Consider the following 15,033-nt stretch of genomic DNA (forward strand, 5'->3'; position numbering starts at 1 on the left):
ACAGTGGTGACATTTATTACCACACTTTTTAATACCGAATAATGGCAAAAATAGGAGATATAGATGTAGGAGATTTTCCGCTATTACTGGCGCCTATGGAGGATGTGAGTGATCCACCTTTTAGGGCGTTGTGTAAAGAGCAGGGGGCAGATGTGGTGTATACGGAGTTTATCTCTAGTGAGGGCTTGATAAGAGATGCTGCCAAAAGTGTCATGAAGCTTGATATTTATGAAAAAGAACGCCCTGTAGGGATTCAAATATTTGGTGCTGTAGAGGAGTCTATGCTGCGCAGTGTAGAGATTGTAGAAGCAAGTGGTCCAGATATTATAGATATCAACTTTGGATGTCCAGTGAAAAAAGTGGTTTCTAAGGGAGCTGGAGCTGGAATTTTGAAGGATATTGATTTGATGGTGAGTCTTACTAAAGCGATGGTGAATCATACCAAGCTACCAGTAACAGTAAAGACGCGTCTAGGCTGGGATCACGATAGTATAAAAATAGTTGAGGTTGCAGAGCGATTACAAGACGTAGGTTGTGCTGCCATATCTATTCATGGTCGTACGCGTGCTCAAATGTATAAAGGAGATGCAGACTGGGGTCCTATTGCAGAGGTGAAGAATAATCCTCGTATGCATATTCCTGTGTTTGGTAATGGTGATGTGAACACCCCAGAACGCGCTATAGAAATGCGTGATAAGTATGGACTAGATGGCGCGATGATAGGTCGTGCAAGTATAGGATATCCTTGGTTTTTTAATGAAGTAAAGCATTTCATGGAAACGGGAACGCACAAGGCGCCTCCTACTATGAAAGAACGTATAGAAGCCGCAAGGCGTCACTTACAGATGTCTATAGACTGGAAAGGTGAGGTGCTGGGTGTTTTTGAAACACGAAGACACTATACAAATTACTTTAGAGGAATTCCTCACTTTAAGGAATATCGTATGAAGCTTGTGACATCAGATCAGAGTGAAGATGTTTTTAGCGCACTTGATCTTATCGAAAAAGAATTTGGTGACTACCAGTTCGTTTAAGAGTCTTCTATAAGTTTTCTATTTATTCTAGTAGCTGCAAGTCTGGCTGCTAGAAAACCTAATATTAATATAGTGGCGTATACGAGCACAATATTAATTACCTCAAACTTTACAGGATAAGGAAGTTCTGCGGTGATTGGTATAAAGCCAAATTGTTGCTGCAGGACTATAAGTATTGCTCCTAGTAGAATACCAATAGCTCCACCTATCACAATCATGAGTGCGCCCTGAGTAAATATTATTTTTCTTATAGTAGGTAGTGTAGCGCCTAAGTCACTTAGTGTCTTGATGTGCTTGCGTTTATCTACAATAATCATAATTAGACTTCCTACGAAGCTAAAAAGAGCGATAATAAGCACGAGCGTACATATAAAGTATAAAGCCAGATTCTCTGTATTAAGCATTTTATAAAGAGCATCGTTAAGCTCTATTCTATTTTTAATAATAATATTATCATTAAAAATAACACTTAACTCATCTCGCAGATTATCTTCATCTGCATCTGGTTTTAGTTTAAACTCAATGGTGCTTATTTGGTTTACGGGATAATCAAGGAGAGAACCTACAAAATCAATATTACCAAAAACGTGATCGTTATCTAGTGCATCACCTGCTTGAAAGACGCCGCTTACCATCGCTTTAGAGGAGTTAAAGGCCTGTGCTGGGTCTGTAATTTGCCCTGTGCCTGGTTTTGGCGTCATGATAGTCACAAGGCTTCCATAGTCTCCTACGTTTATTGAGAGGCGCTTGCGCACGAGAAGTCCCATAGCAACCTCAGGTTCTCCTGGGCTAGGCCAGTAGCCTACAAATATGGTGCTGTCCATTTGAGTAACATCTAGGTAGTGCTCATCTACCCCTTTTAAGAACGCAAGAGAAGTCCTTCCGTCATACTCTAGATATGCACGTTCTTCAATAATTTTAGAATAAGAAGCTACGCCTTTTAAGGAGTTGAGCTGCTGTTCTTGATCTGGAGATAGGGTGATGGTCTTTCCTGAAGCTGGAGCAATTTTTAGATCTGGATCTATAATAGAAGTTATAGATAAATTAAACTCCTTAAGTCCAGAAAAAGCCGAAAGTACTATAAACAGCACTAAGGTTCCTAGTATAATGCTCACCACAGATACTAGTGTGATGATATTTACGGCATTCGTGCCGCTTTTAGAAATAAGATATCTCTTTGCAATATAATAGGGAAATTGCATTTATATCTTTTTACGTCGCGCTAGTAGGCTAGGATCTTCAAGTGGATTTTCCTCGCGTTTAAGAGAACGTTCAATACCGTCTAGATACTCTAGCGTGTCGTCTATAAAAAATTGTAACTCAGGCATACGGCGCAGCTGGTGGCGTGTGCGTTGAGATATATTGTGTCTTATGATAGGTTTTACTTGATTAACCTCTTTAAGTATATCGGCTGCTTTGTCGTTTGGGAAAACGCTTAGATATACTTTGGCAATAGAAAGATCTGTAGGAACTTTTACCTTAGTAACGGACACAATGATGCCTCCCTTACCACTGTCACGTAGTGCGTTCTGAAGAACTTCTGCAAGATCCTTCTGAAGAACTCCTGCTACTTTTTTCTGTCTGTTTGATTCCATAGACTGCAAAAATACGTTTTTTGAATTGTATTACTTTTGTGTAAGTAAGTTATCATTAAACTTTAGTAGTAATAATAGTTGTAATTACGCTTTCGCGAAAGCTAAACTTGCCTACACGATACTATTAGTATGAAACAACACATCATAAATTAAATAAACTATGAAAAAAATAGAGCATATAGGAATCGCAGTTAAAGATCTCGAGGCGGGAAATGATTTATATGAGAAGTTACTGGGTGTAGCTCATTATAAAATAGAAGAAGTAGCCTCAGAAGGAGTGCGCACATCTTTTTTTCAATCTGGGCCTAATAAGATAGAGCTTCTGGAAGCAACAACAGAGGATGGGCCTATTGCTAAATTTTTAGAAAAGAAAGGAGAAGGTATCCATCACATAGCCTTTGCAGTAGATAATATCGTAGAAGAAATGGAGCGATTAAAAAAAGGAGGCTTTATTTTATTAAATGAAAAACCAAAGAAAGGAGCTGATAATAAGCTGGTTGCCTTTGTGCATCCTAAGACTGCTGGAGGTGTTCTAGTAGAATTATGTCAAGAAATAAATAATTTGCAATAAAAACCTTTGGTTAGCTCAAGATTTGTTTTAAATTTGCAGCCGTTTTCAACCTCATCTGAGAAACATAGAAAACAACGGTCCCATAGCTCAGCTGGTTAGAGCATCTGACTCATAATCAGAGGGTCCTTGGTTCGAGCCCAAGTGGGACCACTTTTTTTAGTAAGAATACTAAATTCACAATCTTTATCGTTTTACTGTAATATATTAATTAGATAACCTATCTAATTGGTATTTCGGTATGTCCTTATATTAAATTAAAATTACAAGTAATTTGCTTGTAATTCCGTTTAAATGCGTATTATTGATGTCGAAATACACAAATACACCCAACCTAAACTTTTGAAGCTGATAAAATCAATTTACAGCCAAAGAGTATTACTTTTGAATTATTATGAGCCCCAATCTCAGAACTTTCATTGCAACTATCTTCCTGTCATTTATGGGATTATGCGCTTATGCGCAAGATGGACCGCCACCACCTGATACGCGAACTAGTTCGCTGCCAGGTCTTGTTATGCCTATAGACGATAATATTATTGTATTAGTGATTTTTGGTATTCTAGCAGGAGCTTTTTATGCTTACAAGAATAACAAAGCTAAGTCTAGTAGCCCTGCGTAAGTCGCTTTACGTATTTTCCTATCACGTCAAACTCTAAGTTTACCTCCGTTCCTACTTTAAAGTCTTTAAATACGGTGTTCTCATAGGTGTAAGGAATAATAGCTACGCTAAAACCTCCTTCTGTAGAGTCTACAACTGTTAAGCTTGTTCCATTTACAGTGATAGAACCCTTTTCAATAGTTACATTTCCAAGTGAGGTGTCATATTTAAATGTAAATCTCCAGCTTCCATCCTCTTCTTCAATGTTAGTGCAAGTTCCTACTTGATCTACATGGCCCTGTACAATATGCCCGTCAAGACGTGCACCTAGTTGCATAGCGCGCTCTAGATTTACAGTGTCGCTAGTAGCGAGGCTGTTAAGATTTGTTTTGTCAAGTGTTTCTTGTATGGCAGTAACTCTATAAGTGTCATCCTTTATGGCAACTACTGTGAGGCAAACACCATTGTGAGCAACACTTTGGTCAATTTTAAGTTGGCTAGTGATAGCGCTTCTTACGGTATAGTGTATATTTTCTTGGTCTTTTTCAATAGAAACTATGGTAGCAAGATCTTCGATAATACCTGTAAACATGAATGGATTTTATTTGGTTACTTTTGTGTTGTAAAAATACAAAACGCTAGAAGCATCACATGAATAAAGATCAAAAAGTACGTGTAGGGATTTCTATTGGAGATTTAAATGGAATAGGGGCAGAGGTTGTGATAAAGACATTTTCAGAAGTGATGATGTTTGATTTTTGTACGCCTATAATTTTTGCTTCGGCAAAGACACTTTCTTATATCAAGAAGTCTTTGAGTTTACAAGCAGAGTTTCATGGGATAGACGCTTTCGCGAAAGCGTTAGATAACAAGATAAACGTCTATAATTTATGGAAGGAGCCTGTAGAAATTAAATGGGGTGAGGCGACTGAAACAGCAGGCGATTATGCTTTGAAGTCTTTTGTGGAAGCTACCAAGGCGCTGAAAGATGGAGATATTGATGTGCTTGTAACCGCTCCTATAAATAAGGCTAATATCCAGAAAGAAGATTTTGCATTCCCGGGTCATACAGATTATCTAGCACAAGAGCTAGAGGGTGATGCGATGATGCTTATGATTACAGATACGCTTAAAGTAGGTTTACTAACGGATCATGTTCCTGTAAAAGATGTGGCTAGTGAGATAACGCCAGAGGTGATTGTTAAGAAGGTAAATACATTATATAATGCCTTGAAGCAAGATTTTGGTGTAGATAGGCCTAAAATTGCCTTACTGGGTATTAATCCACATGTGGGAGACAACGGAGTTATAGGAGATGATGATGATAAGGTATTGATACCTACGCTTGAAAAAATGCGTGCAAATGGTCAGTTAGTTTATGGGCCTTATGCTGCAGATAGCTTTTTTGGGTCAGGAAATTATAAAAATTTTGATGCTATCCTAGCTGCTTATCACGACCAAGGATTGATTCCTTTTAAGACATTGTCTTTTGGTAAAGGGGTAAATTATACTGCGGGATTAGATAAGGTTCGCACTTCTCCAGATCACGGCACAGCTTATGAGATTGCAGGAAAAGGCACTGCAGATGAAGGTTCTTTTAGGGAGGCTGTATTTTCTGCGGTAAAAATTTATAATAAAAGAAAAGAATATCAGGAGATTACAAAGGATGTACTTAAGGTTTCTCCTAGACGTGCTGGTAGAGAGCGATCAGGCAGGCCGCCAGCAAAAAGATAAGATACTAAAGAGCAATTTTAGTATTTGTAGAGAATTAAAATAAAATTGAGCTTGTGCTTTGTGATATAAAAAATTATGTATCTTTGCACGCTCCAAACGGCTGATGTGATGAAAGGATTGAAACCATACACCATACAATACGTAGGTTTAAAAGAAGGAGAGCATACATTTGATTACACGATTACAAAATCGTTCTTTGATCTTTTTGAATATGATGACTTTAATGACTCAAACATTGAGGCTACACTTCTCTTAACAAAGAAGTCTACTTTTATGGAGTTTGATTTTAAAATCTCAGGTACTATCAATGTGAATTGTGATGTTACTAATGAGCCTTATGATCAACCTGTAGAAGATGTCTACACTCTTGTAGTGAAGTTTGGTCAAGAGTTTAATAATGATATTGAAGATATTTTAATCTTGCCTTACGGTGAGTATGAAGTAAATGTCGCTCAGTATATTTATGAACTCATTATATTGGCACTGCCTAATAAGAGGGTTCACCCTGGTATTGAGGACGGGACATTGCAGTCAGATATATTAGATAAGCTGGAAGAATTAAGTATTCCAGATCAAAAAGTAAAAGAAGAAAAAGAAGATACAGATCCTAGATGGGATTCTTTAAAAAAACTATTAACAGATAAATAAGAGTACGTAATGGCACATCCTAAGAGAAAAATCTCCAAAACAAGAAGAGATAAAAGAAGAACGCATTACAAAGCTGCTATACCACAAATAGCTGTAGATCCAACAACTGGAGAGGCACACCTTTACCACAGAGCACACTGGTTTGAAGGGAAGTTGTACTATAGAGGTCAAGTAGTTATTGATAAGACGGAAGAAGTAGAGGCGTAAGCTTTGCTTTTATAAAATAGAACTCTCACGTTGTGAGAGTTTTTTTTATGCTCACAATTGATCAAAAAAAGTTAATTAAAGGCTGGTTTTGATCAATTTTTAGTATTTTTCCCCTCGTTTTTGACTATAATCGTCAATATTCGAAAAAATCTAACTGAAACAAATGAGTAAAATCTCAGCGGCAATTACAGCTGTAGGCGCTTACGTTCCAGACTATGTCTTGACCAATGAAATACTGGCAGGCATGGTAGATACTAATGATGAGTGGATAACCTCTCGCACTGGTATTAAAGAACGTAGAATCCTCAAGGAAAAGGGAAAGGGAACTTCGTTTCTAGCCATAAAGGCAGCCCAAGACCTTCTTGCAAAAAGACAACTTGACCCCTCAGAAATTGATATGGTCATAGTTGCGACTGCGACACCAGATATGCCAGTTGCATCCACAGCAGTATATACTGCAACTCAAATAGGAGCCGTAAATGCATTTGCATTTGATCTTTCGGCTGCATGTTCTAGCTTCCTTTATGGAATGTCTACAGCAGCGAGCTATATTGAGTCTGGTCGTTATAAAAAAATACTTCTTATCGGGGCAGATAAAATGTCCTCTATTATAGACTATACAGATAGAACAACCTGTATCATCTTTGGTGATGGTGCTGGTGCTGTTTTGTTTGAACCTAATCAAGAAGGATTGGGGTTACAAGACGAGCTATTAAGATCTGATGGAATAGGTAGAGAGTATCTTAAGATTGATGCCGGAGGAAGTATATTACCTCCTTCACAAGAAACTATAGATAATAAACAGCACACGGTTTTTCAAGATGGGAAGACTGTTTTTAAATTTGCAGTGTCTAATATGGCAGATGTAAGTGATAAAATAATGAAGCGTAATAACCTTACGGGTGACGACGTAGACTTCCTTATCGCACATCAAGCAAACAAGCGTATTATAGATGCTACTTCAAGACGAATGGGTCTTGATGATGATAAAGTACTTATTAATATACATAGGTATGGAAATACCACGTCAGCTACCTTACCTTTGCTGATGAGTGATTACGAAAACCAACTAAAAAAAGGAGATAATATTATATTTGCTGCCTTTGGTGGTGGATTCACTTGGGGTTCTATTTACTTCAAGTGGGCATATGACTCCAACTAAAACTAAACAAGCTAAATTCAAACACTTATGGATTTAAAAGAAATTCAAAACCTGATCAGATTTGTTGCAAAGTCTGGCGCGAGCGAAGTAAAACTTGAAATGGATGACGTAAAAATCACTATCAAGACTGGCGAAGATGATAAGGCACCTACTACTTTCTTACAGCAAATGCCTGCAATGCAAATGGCACCACAAGCGCCAGTAGCAGCAGCACCTGCTCAAGAAGCAGCGGCTCCTGTAGCACCAGCTGCTCCAGCAGAGGATGAAAATTCAAAATATATCACTATAAAGTCTCCTATTATTGGAACTTTTTATAGAAAGCCTGCACCAGACAAGCCTATGTTTGTTGAAGTAGGAAAACAAATCTCAGAAGGAGATGTACTTTGTGTTATTGAAGCGATGAAGCTTTTTAACGAGATCGAAAGTGAAGTATCTGGAACAATCGTAAAGATTCTTGTAGATGATTCTTCTCCTGTAGAGTTTGATCAACCATTATTCTTGGTAGATCCGTCATAATCCCCTACGGGTATTTTAATCATTGAGGAGGTATTGTGGTAGTATGCTTTCGCGAAAGCGTAATCTTACTGCTCATTTTTACGTACCACAATAAAAAATAAACACTATGTTTAAAAAGATACTTATAGCAAATCGTGGTGAGATCGCACTCCGTGTTATACGCACGTGTAAGGAGATGGGAATCAAAACCGTAGCGGTATACTCTACTGCAGATCGTGAGAGTTTACACGTGAAGTTTGCAGATGAGGCCGTATGTATAGGACCTGCGCCTAGTGCAGAGTCTTATCTTAAAATGTCTAATGTTATTGCTGCTGCAGAGATTACAAATGCAGATGCCATTCACCCAGGATATGGTTTCTTATCTGAAAACGCAAAGTTTTCAAAAATATGTGAGGAGCACGATATCAAATTTATAGGGGCATCTGCAGAGATGATTTCTAAAATGGGAGATAAGGCAACTGCAAAGAAAACAATGAAAGCAGCTGGTGTACCATGTGTGCCTGGATCTGACGGAATTATAAAAGACTTTGAAGAGTGCCAGAAACTAGCAGATGAAACTGGTTACCCTGTAATGCTTAAAGCTACTGCCGGTGGTGGTGGTAAAGGTATGCGTGCTGTATGGAAGAAAGAAGATCTTCTTAAAGCTTGGGAAGGTGCTCGTCAAGAAAGTGCTGCAGCATTTGGTAATGACGGGATGTATATGGAAAAGCTTATTGAAGAGCCACGCCATATCGAGATTCAGATTGTAGGAGACAGTAACGGTAAAGCGTGTCACCTTTCTGAAAGAGATTGCTCTGTACAAAGACGTCACCAAAAACTTACTGAGGAGACTCCGTCACCATTTATGACAGATGACCTTCGTGAGCGTATGGGAGAAGCTGCTGTAAAAGCTGCCGAATATATTAAGTATGAAGGAGCAGGTACGGTAGAGTTTCTTGTAGATAAGCATCGCAATTTCTACTTTATGGAGATGAATACTCGTATCCAAGTAGAGCACCCTATTACAGAGCAAGTAGTAGATTACGATTTAATACGTGAGCAAATACTTGTTGCTGCTGGAGTACCAGTATCAGGAAAGAATTATTACCCACAGTTACACTCTATCGAGTGTCGTATAAACGCAGAAGATCCTTATAACGGTTTTAGACCATCACCAGGGCGCATTACTAATTTACATGCACCAGGAGGTCACGGAGTACGTATAGATACTCACGTTTATAGTGGTTATATGATTCCTCCTAATTATGATTCTATGATTGCAAAGTTGATTACTACTGCGCAAACTAGAGAAGAGGCAATTAATAAAATGAAGCGTGCTCTTGATGAGTTTGTAATAGAAGGTATTAAAACAACAATTCCTTTTCACAGACAGTTAATGGATCACCCAGATTATATCGCTGGTAATTATACAACGAAGTTTATGGAAGACTTTGTTATGAAGCCAGAAGAACAAGAATAATTTTTAAAAAATCTCGATAGCAATATCGAGATTTTTTTGATTTAGATGGTAGCGGTAGATTACTTTAATTGGGCTCGCAATATTTTCTTTATAATCACCATTTGGCCAAAATGATAATGTGAGTGTTCTAGTAGGCCTACTAAGTTATGCTCATAACTGCCATATTTTTTCAACACAAATTCTTCTTTTAATTTCTCTTGAGGAAAACCTTTTGCTAGTTGTGCACAGCGATGTGTCGCCGCATAGAGTCGTTCTTTTTGTAATTGCCATGCTGCTTCCGTATTGATCAAGGGAGCATTAAAACTTAAAGAATCCTTAGCAAGAAGTGGTTTGCCTTCTAGTACATTTCCCACAGCATTTATGTAATAGTGAATATGAAATACTAGCTGCGCTATACTATTGAGTCCATAGAGACTCGTGATGGCTTCATCTACAGAAACATCATCTATGTGTTGCGATAGATGTGATCCCGTCAGATTAGGCCCTATAATGAGTTGCTGTAGGTGAACGCCTAGTAATTGTGAAGTAGTCATCTATGTAGTTTTATGACAAGATATTATTTATTACGCTTTCGCGAAAGCGTGCATGGTGATCATATCTTTTATGATATAAAATTTGGCTCTTATTTTGAAAACCTTGAATACAAGTTTCTCGTATACTTAGTATGAAGAATTTGTGTTATCTACTACTTATGTTATCGCTTTCAAGTCAGTATTCTTGGAGCCAAAAAATTGATAATACCACTTCTTATAGAGCAATAAACACAAATCACTATTTTAGATTTAGCTACGACAACGACTACTTTGCTGCAACAGATGAAAATTATACCCAAGGTTATAGTTTTGAATTGGTAGCACCATTCTTAGCTAAAAACCCCGTTAATAAGCTGTTTTATATACCTGAAAACACCGAGCGTCGCTATGGATTATCCATCGAGCATATAGGGTTTACACCTAATCATTATGAGCTCCCAGAAATACAAGTGGGCGACAGGCCATTTGCTGCAGCAATAATGCTCAAGAGCTCCATGATTGCGGTAGATGTTTCTGCAAAAAGTATATTTAGTAGTGGTTTAAGTATTGGAATTATAGGCCCGGGAGCGTTTGGAGAAGAAATGCAGCGAGGCATTCATGAGGCTACGGGAAATAAAATCCCGCTGGGGTGGAAAAACCAAATTAAAAATGATCTCGTACTTAACTACGAAGTAGGATATGAAAAGCAACTTTTGCGATATGAAGATCTATTTTCGCTTCAAGCGAGTGCAAATATAAAGGTAGGAACCCTTTTTACTAATGGATCACTAGGAGTAAATAGTACTGTGGGAATTATTAATAATTCATTTTCATCACTATCAGAGCGTAGCGGTTTCAAACTATATGTCTGTGCCGCTCCTATGGTGAGTGTCATTGGTTATGACGCTACATTACAAGGAGGATTGATTAATCGGGATAGTCCATACACCATTGAGTCTGGAGATGTACAAAGAGTAACGGGACAGTTTGATTATGGTCTTATTCTTAAAACAAAAACGCTCTATTTTGAATACACTCGCTCCGTAATCACAAAGGAATTTGCAACTGGTAGCTCTTATAAATGGGGAGGTATTAGGATTGGGTTTACGTTGTAATATTTTGATTAAACTATGAGTTAGGTCTCTTTTTATAAGTTCTTCCATACCATAGTAATATTCCAGTTATAGGTAAAGTGGCTGTAAGTGAACTTATTAAAAATGCTATTATTTTACCTGCGATACCGCCTATGGCACCTATATGTATGTCATAATTCATTCTCTGAATTTTATCTGCAACACTAGCATTTTTATACGTTCCATAAATACTTGGAGTAGTTAACTCTTCAAGAGTATGTTGATCAAAAAATCTAAAATCTGCATCATAATAGAGACCCTTACTGTTAGATACTTCCACATAAATACTTTCATGTGAGGCTTGAGGGTAATGTAGTTCAAAAGCTTCTGCTTCTGGATTTTCCTTAAGTAATTTTGCAATGAGTTTGTCTATAGGTAATAGTCCTACAGAGTCTTGACTACTATTTACGTTATCTGGAATTATAAACTGAACCTCCTTATCACCACCTGTTGATTTATAGACTACATATTTAAGCCAATTGTACGACATCATTGATCCTGTAAAAGCTAAAATTAATGCTAAGGAGCAAATGTAAAAACCTACGACTGTGTGTAAATCAAAGTTTTTGCGCTTCCATCTCGTTGTTTTTTTCCAGTCGAAACGTACGCGTTGTTTTATATTTTTACGCTTTTTAGGAATCCATAAGATAAAGCCCGAAATAACGATGGCAATAAATAGTAGTATGGATACCCCAACTACTTGCTCTCCTATATCTTTAGGTAGCCATAGGCGCATATGCCCTTTAAGTATAAAGGCAAAGAAACCTGTAAGGTGGTTGTCTACTTGAATGACGTTGCCAGAATAGGGGTTGAGAAATACACTTTGATAAAATTCTGGTTCGGCATCATAAAATATTACTTCTACAGCGTTACCAGCTTTTTTAAATACGGTTCCGTGCACTGTGTTTTCTGGAAATACTTCTTGTGCAAGCATCTTTGCCTCGGTGGGAGTAAGAATAGGCAAATCTTGAGGTGTGACCGTTTTATAATCATCATAAAGGTGCTCAATCTCTTCTCTAAAAGCCCAGCAACACCCTGTAATAGCAACTATAAAAACAACTAAGCCTGTAGCTAGACCAAGTATTTTATGAATTTGAAATATGATTTTTTTGTTAGTCATTATCAGAAATTTAAAAAAGAGGACATGACCAGATGGTCATATCCTCTTTAGTGGGCTAATTAAAAATTATATGAAATGTTTGCCATTACTGCTCTTGGCGTTTGTGGGTTGATGGTTGTCCAGCCTTTATAATATTCTTTATTAAAAGCATTATTAACCTTTAGACCTATCCTATATTTATCTGCCTGGTAGAAAATTGAGGCATTTGCAATGACATAACTTGGAAGTGTAAACGTTCCCGTTGATGCATAGTTTATTGCAAGTCGCTCACTAGCTCCATTAAATCCTAGGCCTATACCAAAGCCATCAAAACTTCCTTCATGAAATTCATAATTTGTCCAGAAGTTATAAAGTGTTTCGGGTCCAGCTTCTAGTGGTCTACGGTTGAGAATTTCGGCGTTATCAGAAGCTGTGGTTTCACTATCATTATTACTGTATCCGGCTCTTATATTTAATCCTTTTAGCGGATTTGCATTTATTTCAATTTCAAAACCACTACTTGTAACTTCTCCACCTTGAATTTTATTGAATGGCGAGGACGGATCAGTAATCACGCGGTCTTTTACCGTAATGTCATAGTAGCTTAGGGTAGCGTTAAGCTTATTATTAAAAAGGTTTGTTTTTAAACCAAACTCAACTTGATTAGCTTGTTCTGGGTCAAAAATTTGCAGAGTTTGCGGGCCATCTTCTGGATTTCCTACGAGTTGTGGAGCTACGTTTGTAAAACCATTCTGGTAGTTCCCAAATACGGAAAGAACATCTTTTATAGGTTGATACAATAGGCCGAACTTAGGCGAGAGCGTAGTTTGATTGTAATCATCATCTGCATTTGCCAGATCACCTTCATTATCAAAATGGTCTAATCGTAATCCCACCATCGCAGATAGCGATTCCGTTAGGTGAAGTACATCAGATGCGTATAGACTGTAGATGTGATATTTTGATTTGATGTTACTTACACCTTGAGTTGCAATAGCTGCATCTATGGCAGATGTAGATAATGGAAACGGAGTGTCTTCAACATCTGCCGTAAATGGATTGTCATTATTAATTCCGCCATCTGGAGTTACATTACCATAAAAAGCATAACCTGAGCTATTGTTAGTTTCGGTTGCATTGAAGTAATCAACACCTATTACCACTCTGTTTCTAAGAGATGCTACTTTAAAATCACCCACAAAATTCTGTTGTATATCTGTAGTTTGGGTGTTTGCATTTTGTTTATTGATAAATCGAGAGAATGTGTCATTACCAAGAATGCCAAAATCAAATAGGTATGAGTAATAGCCTTTTGTAGATGTGGCACTTTTTGATAAAAGTGTTTGGGATTGCCATGACTCAGATAACTTATAGTCCATCTCAACCCTATAGTTTTGTGTTGGGTTTTCTAGAGTAAGCTCATTACTCGTAAATGATAATTTGTTATTGTATTCTAATTCATCAAGATTAGATGCCTCGGTAGGAGCGCCTCTATTTAAGAATAGAAATGTTGGGTTTGTTTGTTCTGCTTGGGTGATTTCTCCATAGAATGAAAATGACAGTTTGTTATTTATCTTATATGATAGAGAAGGAGCAACAAAAAATGATTTTCTAAAACCTGCATCTTGAAAGCTTTGTTCAGTAGTATATGCTGTATTTAGTCTAAAGTATAGATTGTCATCCTTACTTAGAGGAGTATTAAAATCACCTACAATCTGATTGAGTCCGTAGCTTCCAGAAGTAAAAGATAATTCTCCACCAGTCCCTGCATATGGTTTTTTAGTAACTACGTTTATAAGACCTCCATAAGAGCTTACTGCATTGCCAAAAAGTGTAGCAGAGGGACCTTTTAAGACTTCTATGCGCTCTATGTTTGCAGGGTTTATAGTTCCATTTGTAAGACCCGGTAATCCATTAACTAACTGTGGTTGCACAGAAAAACCTCGTAAGGAAAAATAACCTGCACCGTCACCACCACGACCTGTAGAAGTCCATAATTGTTCGATACCTGTTGCATTTTTAAGGGCATCGTCAAAGTTTGTAATTACTTGAGATTTTAATAATTCATTTGTGATAGTACTATAAACTTGCGTGTTTTCAATGTCCTTTAGAGGTAGTTTGGAAACGTAAGCAGTTTTCTTTCTTGAAAATTTATTGCGTCGTTCACCCTCTAGAATTACTTCAGATAGGATTTCATTTCCTTCATACAGCGTGATCGTGTCTAAGTTAGTTGGTAGGTCATTAGCCACCGTAACTGTAAATTCCTTTGTTTTAAAACCTAGATATGAGATTGTAAGAACATGAGTTCCATCACTCACATTTTGAATAATAAAAGTTCCATCATTTCCTGTTTGTGCTCCTTGCTTAGATGTTTTGAGAGTAGCATTAACACCGTATAGATGAGATTTATTTGCATCTACTACAGTAGCGGTGATGGAGCCTTGTTGTGCAATAGACACATTAGTAAGCAATATGAGACTTAAGATTGGTAAAAATTGTTTCATTGTTTTTATTTAGACTTAATATAAATAGTAAATTTGATGCAAACATATCCATGTCTTTTTAAATGACCAAATTATTTATAATAATTCTAAATAGTATTTTTAGCGTCGATTTGCAATCGATGCTTTATCGAGTAATTTTAAAAGTTTATTTGCAATGATTTAAATCCAAAAATGTGCAAAGTAGGTGATAATTATCCTCTAAATATCAAGATAAGGGCATCAGGAATTTGCGTTACAAAATTGCCCGCCACTATTAAGAGT

At 37.3% G+C, this 15,033-nt stretch carries 16 protein-coding genes and 1 tRNA gene; 11 read left to right on the top strand and 6 right to left on the bottom strand.

Features of this window, described 5'->3' with window-relative positions:
* The first annotated feature begins 41 nt into the window (after positions 1 to 41).
* Complete coding sequence (gene dusB / locus ACJJVW_RS09595; RefSeq protein WP_339849647.1) at positions 42 to 1,034, top strand: tRNA dihydrouridine synthase DusB; 993 nt, start codon at positions 42 to 44, stop codon at positions 1,032 to 1,034.
* Here dusB and ACJJVW_RS09600 read toward each other — a convergent pair.
* The gene (locus ACJJVW_RS09600; RefSeq protein ID WP_405251515.1) at positions 1,031 to 2,236 is read right to left on the bottom strand and encodes an ABC transporter permease; all 1,206 of its coding nucleotides are present in this window, start codon (positions 2,234 to 2,236) and stop codon (positions 1,031 to 1,033) included. The genes dusB and ACJJVW_RS09600 overlap by 4 nt on opposite strands.
* Positions 2,237 to 2,629, bottom strand: a complete 393-nt coding sequence (gene rbfA, locus ACJJVW_RS09605) for a 30S ribosome-binding factor RbfA (RefSeq protein WP_013750162.1) — start codon at positions 2,627 to 2,629, stop codon at positions 2,237 to 2,239.
* A gap of 160 nt (positions 2,630 to 2,789) precedes the next feature.
* On the opposite strand from rbfA, the gene mce reads away from it, so the two are divergent.
* The 3 genes from mce to ACJJVW_RS09620 all read left to right on the top strand — a co-directional run bounded on the left by mce (position 2,790) and on the right by ACJJVW_RS09620 (position 3,819).
* Complete coding sequence (mce, locus tag ACJJVW_RS09610; protein ID WP_405251517.1) at positions 2,790 to 3,200, top strand: methylmalonyl-CoA epimerase; 411 nt, start codon at positions 2,790 to 2,792, stop codon at positions 3,198 to 3,200.
* 76 nt (positions 3,201 to 3,276) lie between these two features.
* Positions 3,277 to 3,350 (top strand) — tRNA-Ile (locus tag ACJJVW_RS09615).
* A gap of 241 nt (positions 3,351 to 3,591) precedes the next feature.
* The gene (locus ACJJVW_RS09620) at positions 3,592 to 3,819 is read left to right on the top strand and encodes a hypothetical protein (RefSeq protein ID WP_298330044.1); all 228 of its coding nucleotides are present in this window, start codon (positions 3,592 to 3,594) and stop codon (positions 3,817 to 3,819) included.
* On the opposite strand, the gene ACJJVW_RS09625 is transcribed toward ACJJVW_RS09620, so the two are convergent.
* Complete coding sequence (locus ACJJVW_RS09625; protein WP_405251520.1) at positions 3,803 to 4,390, bottom strand: riboflavin synthase; 588 nt, start codon at positions 4,388 to 4,390, stop codon at positions 3,803 to 3,805. The two genes, ACJJVW_RS09620 and ACJJVW_RS09625, sit on opposite strands and share 17 nt — an antisense overlap.
* A gap of 59 nt (positions 4,391 to 4,449) precedes the next feature.
* Here ACJJVW_RS09625 and pdxA point away from each other — a divergent pair, with 59 nt between their 5' ends.
* The 6 genes from pdxA (at position 4,450) to accC (ending at position 9,524) form a co-directional block, all read left to right on the top strand.
* Complete coding sequence (gene pdxA, locus ACJJVW_RS09630; protein WP_405251522.1) at positions 4,450 to 5,532, top strand: 4-hydroxythreonine-4-phosphate dehydrogenase PdxA; 1,083 nt, start codon at positions 4,450 to 4,452, stop codon at positions 5,530 to 5,532.
* A gap of 108 nt (positions 5,533 to 5,640) precedes the next feature.
* On the top strand, positions 5,641 to 6,180 hold the full coding sequence (locus ACJJVW_RS09635; protein ID WP_298330036.1) for a DUF177 domain-containing protein: 540 nt from the start codon (positions 5,641 to 5,643) through the stop codon (positions 6,178 to 6,180).
* Positions 6,181 to 6,189: 9 nt separating this feature from the next.
* Complete coding sequence (rpmF, locus tag ACJJVW_RS09640; RefSeq protein WP_013750156.1) at positions 6,190 to 6,387, top strand: 50S ribosomal protein L32; 198 nt, start codon at positions 6,190 to 6,192, stop codon at positions 6,385 to 6,387.
* 163 nt (positions 6,388 to 6,550) lie between these two features.
* Complete coding sequence (locus tag ACJJVW_RS09645) at positions 6,551 to 7,549, top strand: beta-ketoacyl-ACP synthase III (protein ID WP_013750155.1); 999 nt, start codon at positions 6,551 to 6,553, stop codon at positions 7,547 to 7,549.
* 27 nt (positions 7,550 to 7,576) lie between these two features.
* Positions 7,577 to 8,065, top strand: a complete 489-nt coding sequence (gene accB / locus ACJJVW_RS09650) for an acetyl-CoA carboxylase biotin carboxyl carrier protein (RefSeq protein WP_298330023.1) — start codon at positions 7,577 to 7,579, stop codon at positions 8,063 to 8,065.
* A 106-nt stretch (positions 8,066 to 8,171) separates the two neighbouring features.
* Positions 8,172 to 9,524: an acetyl-CoA carboxylase biotin carboxylase subunit gene (accC, locus tag ACJJVW_RS09655; protein WP_298330020.1), complete on the top strand. Its 1,353-nt coding sequence runs from the start codon at positions 8,172 to 8,174 to the stop codon at positions 9,522 to 9,524.
* A 59-nt stretch (positions 9,525 to 9,583) separates the two neighbouring features.
* On the opposite strand, the gene ACJJVW_RS09660 is transcribed toward accC, so the two are convergent.
* On the bottom strand, positions 9,584 to 10,057 hold the full coding sequence (locus tag ACJJVW_RS09660; RefSeq protein WP_405251524.1) for a DUF1572 domain-containing protein: 474 nt from the start codon (positions 10,055 to 10,057) through the stop codon (positions 9,584 to 9,586).
* Between the two features lie 158 nt (positions 10,058 to 10,215).
* Between ACJJVW_RS09660 and ACJJVW_RS09665 the strand changes: the two genes are divergently transcribed.
* A complete protein-coding gene (locus tag ACJJVW_RS09665; protein ID WP_405251527.1) occupies positions 10,216 to 11,151 on the top strand; it encodes a lipid A deacylase LpxR family protein in 936 nt (311 codons plus the stop codon).
* A gap of 13 nt (positions 11,152 to 11,164) precedes the next feature.
* Here ACJJVW_RS09665 and ACJJVW_RS09670 read toward each other — a convergent pair whose 3' ends face one another.
* The gene (locus ACJJVW_RS09670; RefSeq protein ID WP_405251529.1) at positions 11,165 to 12,289 is read right to left on the bottom strand and encodes a PepSY-associated TM helix domain-containing protein; all 1,125 of its coding nucleotides are present in this window, start codon (positions 12,287 to 12,289) and stop codon (positions 11,165 to 11,167) included.
* A gap of 59 nt (positions 12,290 to 12,348) precedes the next feature.
* Positions 12,349 to 14,772 carry a TonB-dependent siderophore receptor gene (locus tag ACJJVW_RS09675; RefSeq protein ID WP_405251531.1) on the bottom strand — a complete coding sequence of 808 codons (2,424 nt, stop codon included), beginning with the start codon at positions 14,770 to 14,772 and terminating at the stop codon, positions 12,349 to 12,351.
* Positions 14,773 to 15,033 lie beyond the last annotated feature (261 nt).

Origin of the sequence: Dokdonia sp. Asnod3-C12 (genome assembly GCF_045063975.1) — a bacterium.
Lineage (GTDB): Bacteria > Bacteroidota > Bacteroidia > Flavobacteriales > Flavobacteriaceae > Dokdonia.

Excerpts from the sequence above, each read along its gene's own strand:
- rpmF (WP_013750156.1), top strand. The coding sequence starts at position 6,190 with ATGGCACATCCTAAGAGAAAAATCTCCAAAACAAGAAGAGATAAAAGA.
- ACJJVW_RS09670 (WP_405251529.1), bottom strand. The coding sequence starts at position 12,289 with ATGACTAACAAAAAAATCATATTTCAAATTCATAAAATACTTGGTCTA.
- ACJJVW_RS09635 (WP_298330036.1), top strand. The coding sequence starts at position 5,641 with ATGAAAGGATTGAAACCATACACCATACAATACGTAGGTTTAAAAGAA.
- ACJJVW_RS09645 (WP_013750155.1), top strand. The coding sequence starts at position 6,551 with ATGAGTAAAATCTCAGCGGCAATTACAGCTGTAGGCGCTTACGTTCCA.
- mce (WP_405251517.1), top strand. The coding sequence starts at position 2,790 with ATGAAAAAAATAGAGCATATAGGAATCGCAGTTAAAGATCTCGAGGCG.
- accB (WP_298330023.1), top strand. The coding sequence starts at position 7,577 with ATGGATTTAAAAGAAATTCAAAACCTGATCAGATTTGTTGCAAAGTCT.
- rbfA (WP_013750162.1), bottom strand. The coding sequence starts at position 2,629 with ATGGAATCAAACAGACAGAAAAAAGTAGCAGGAGTTCTTCAGAAGGAT.
- ACJJVW_RS09675 (WP_405251531.1), bottom strand. The coding sequence starts at position 14,772 with ATGAAACAATTTTTACCAATCTTAAGTCTCATATTGCTTACTAATGTG.
- ACJJVW_RS09665 (WP_405251527.1), top strand. The coding sequence starts at position 10,216 with ATGTTATCGCTTTCAAGTCAGTATTCTTGGAGCCAAAAAATTGATAAT.
- ACJJVW_RS09625 (WP_405251520.1), bottom strand. The coding sequence starts at position 4,390 with ATGTTTACAGGTATTATCGAAGATCTTGCTACCATAGTTTCTATTGAA.
- dusB (WP_339849647.1), top strand. The coding sequence starts at position 42 with ATGGCAAAAATAGGAGATATAGATGTAGGAGATTTTCCGCTATTACTG.
- ACJJVW_RS09620 (WP_298330044.1), top strand. The coding sequence starts at position 3,592 with ATGAGCCCCAATCTCAGAACTTTCATTGCAACTATCTTCCTGTCATTT.
- accC (WP_298330020.1), top strand. The coding sequence starts at position 8,172 with ATGTTTAAAAAGATACTTATAGCAAATCGTGGTGAGATCGCACTCCGT.
- pdxA (WP_405251522.1), top strand. The coding sequence starts at position 4,450 with ATGAATAAAGATCAAAAAGTACGTGTAGGGATTTCTATTGGAGATTTA.
- ACJJVW_RS09600 (WP_405251515.1), bottom strand. The coding sequence starts at position 2,236 with ATGCAATTTCCCTATTATATTGCAAAGAGATATCTTATTTCTAAAAGC.
- ACJJVW_RS09660 (WP_405251524.1), bottom strand. The coding sequence starts at position 10,057 with ATGACTACTTCACAATTACTAGGCGTTCACCTACAGCAACTCATTATA.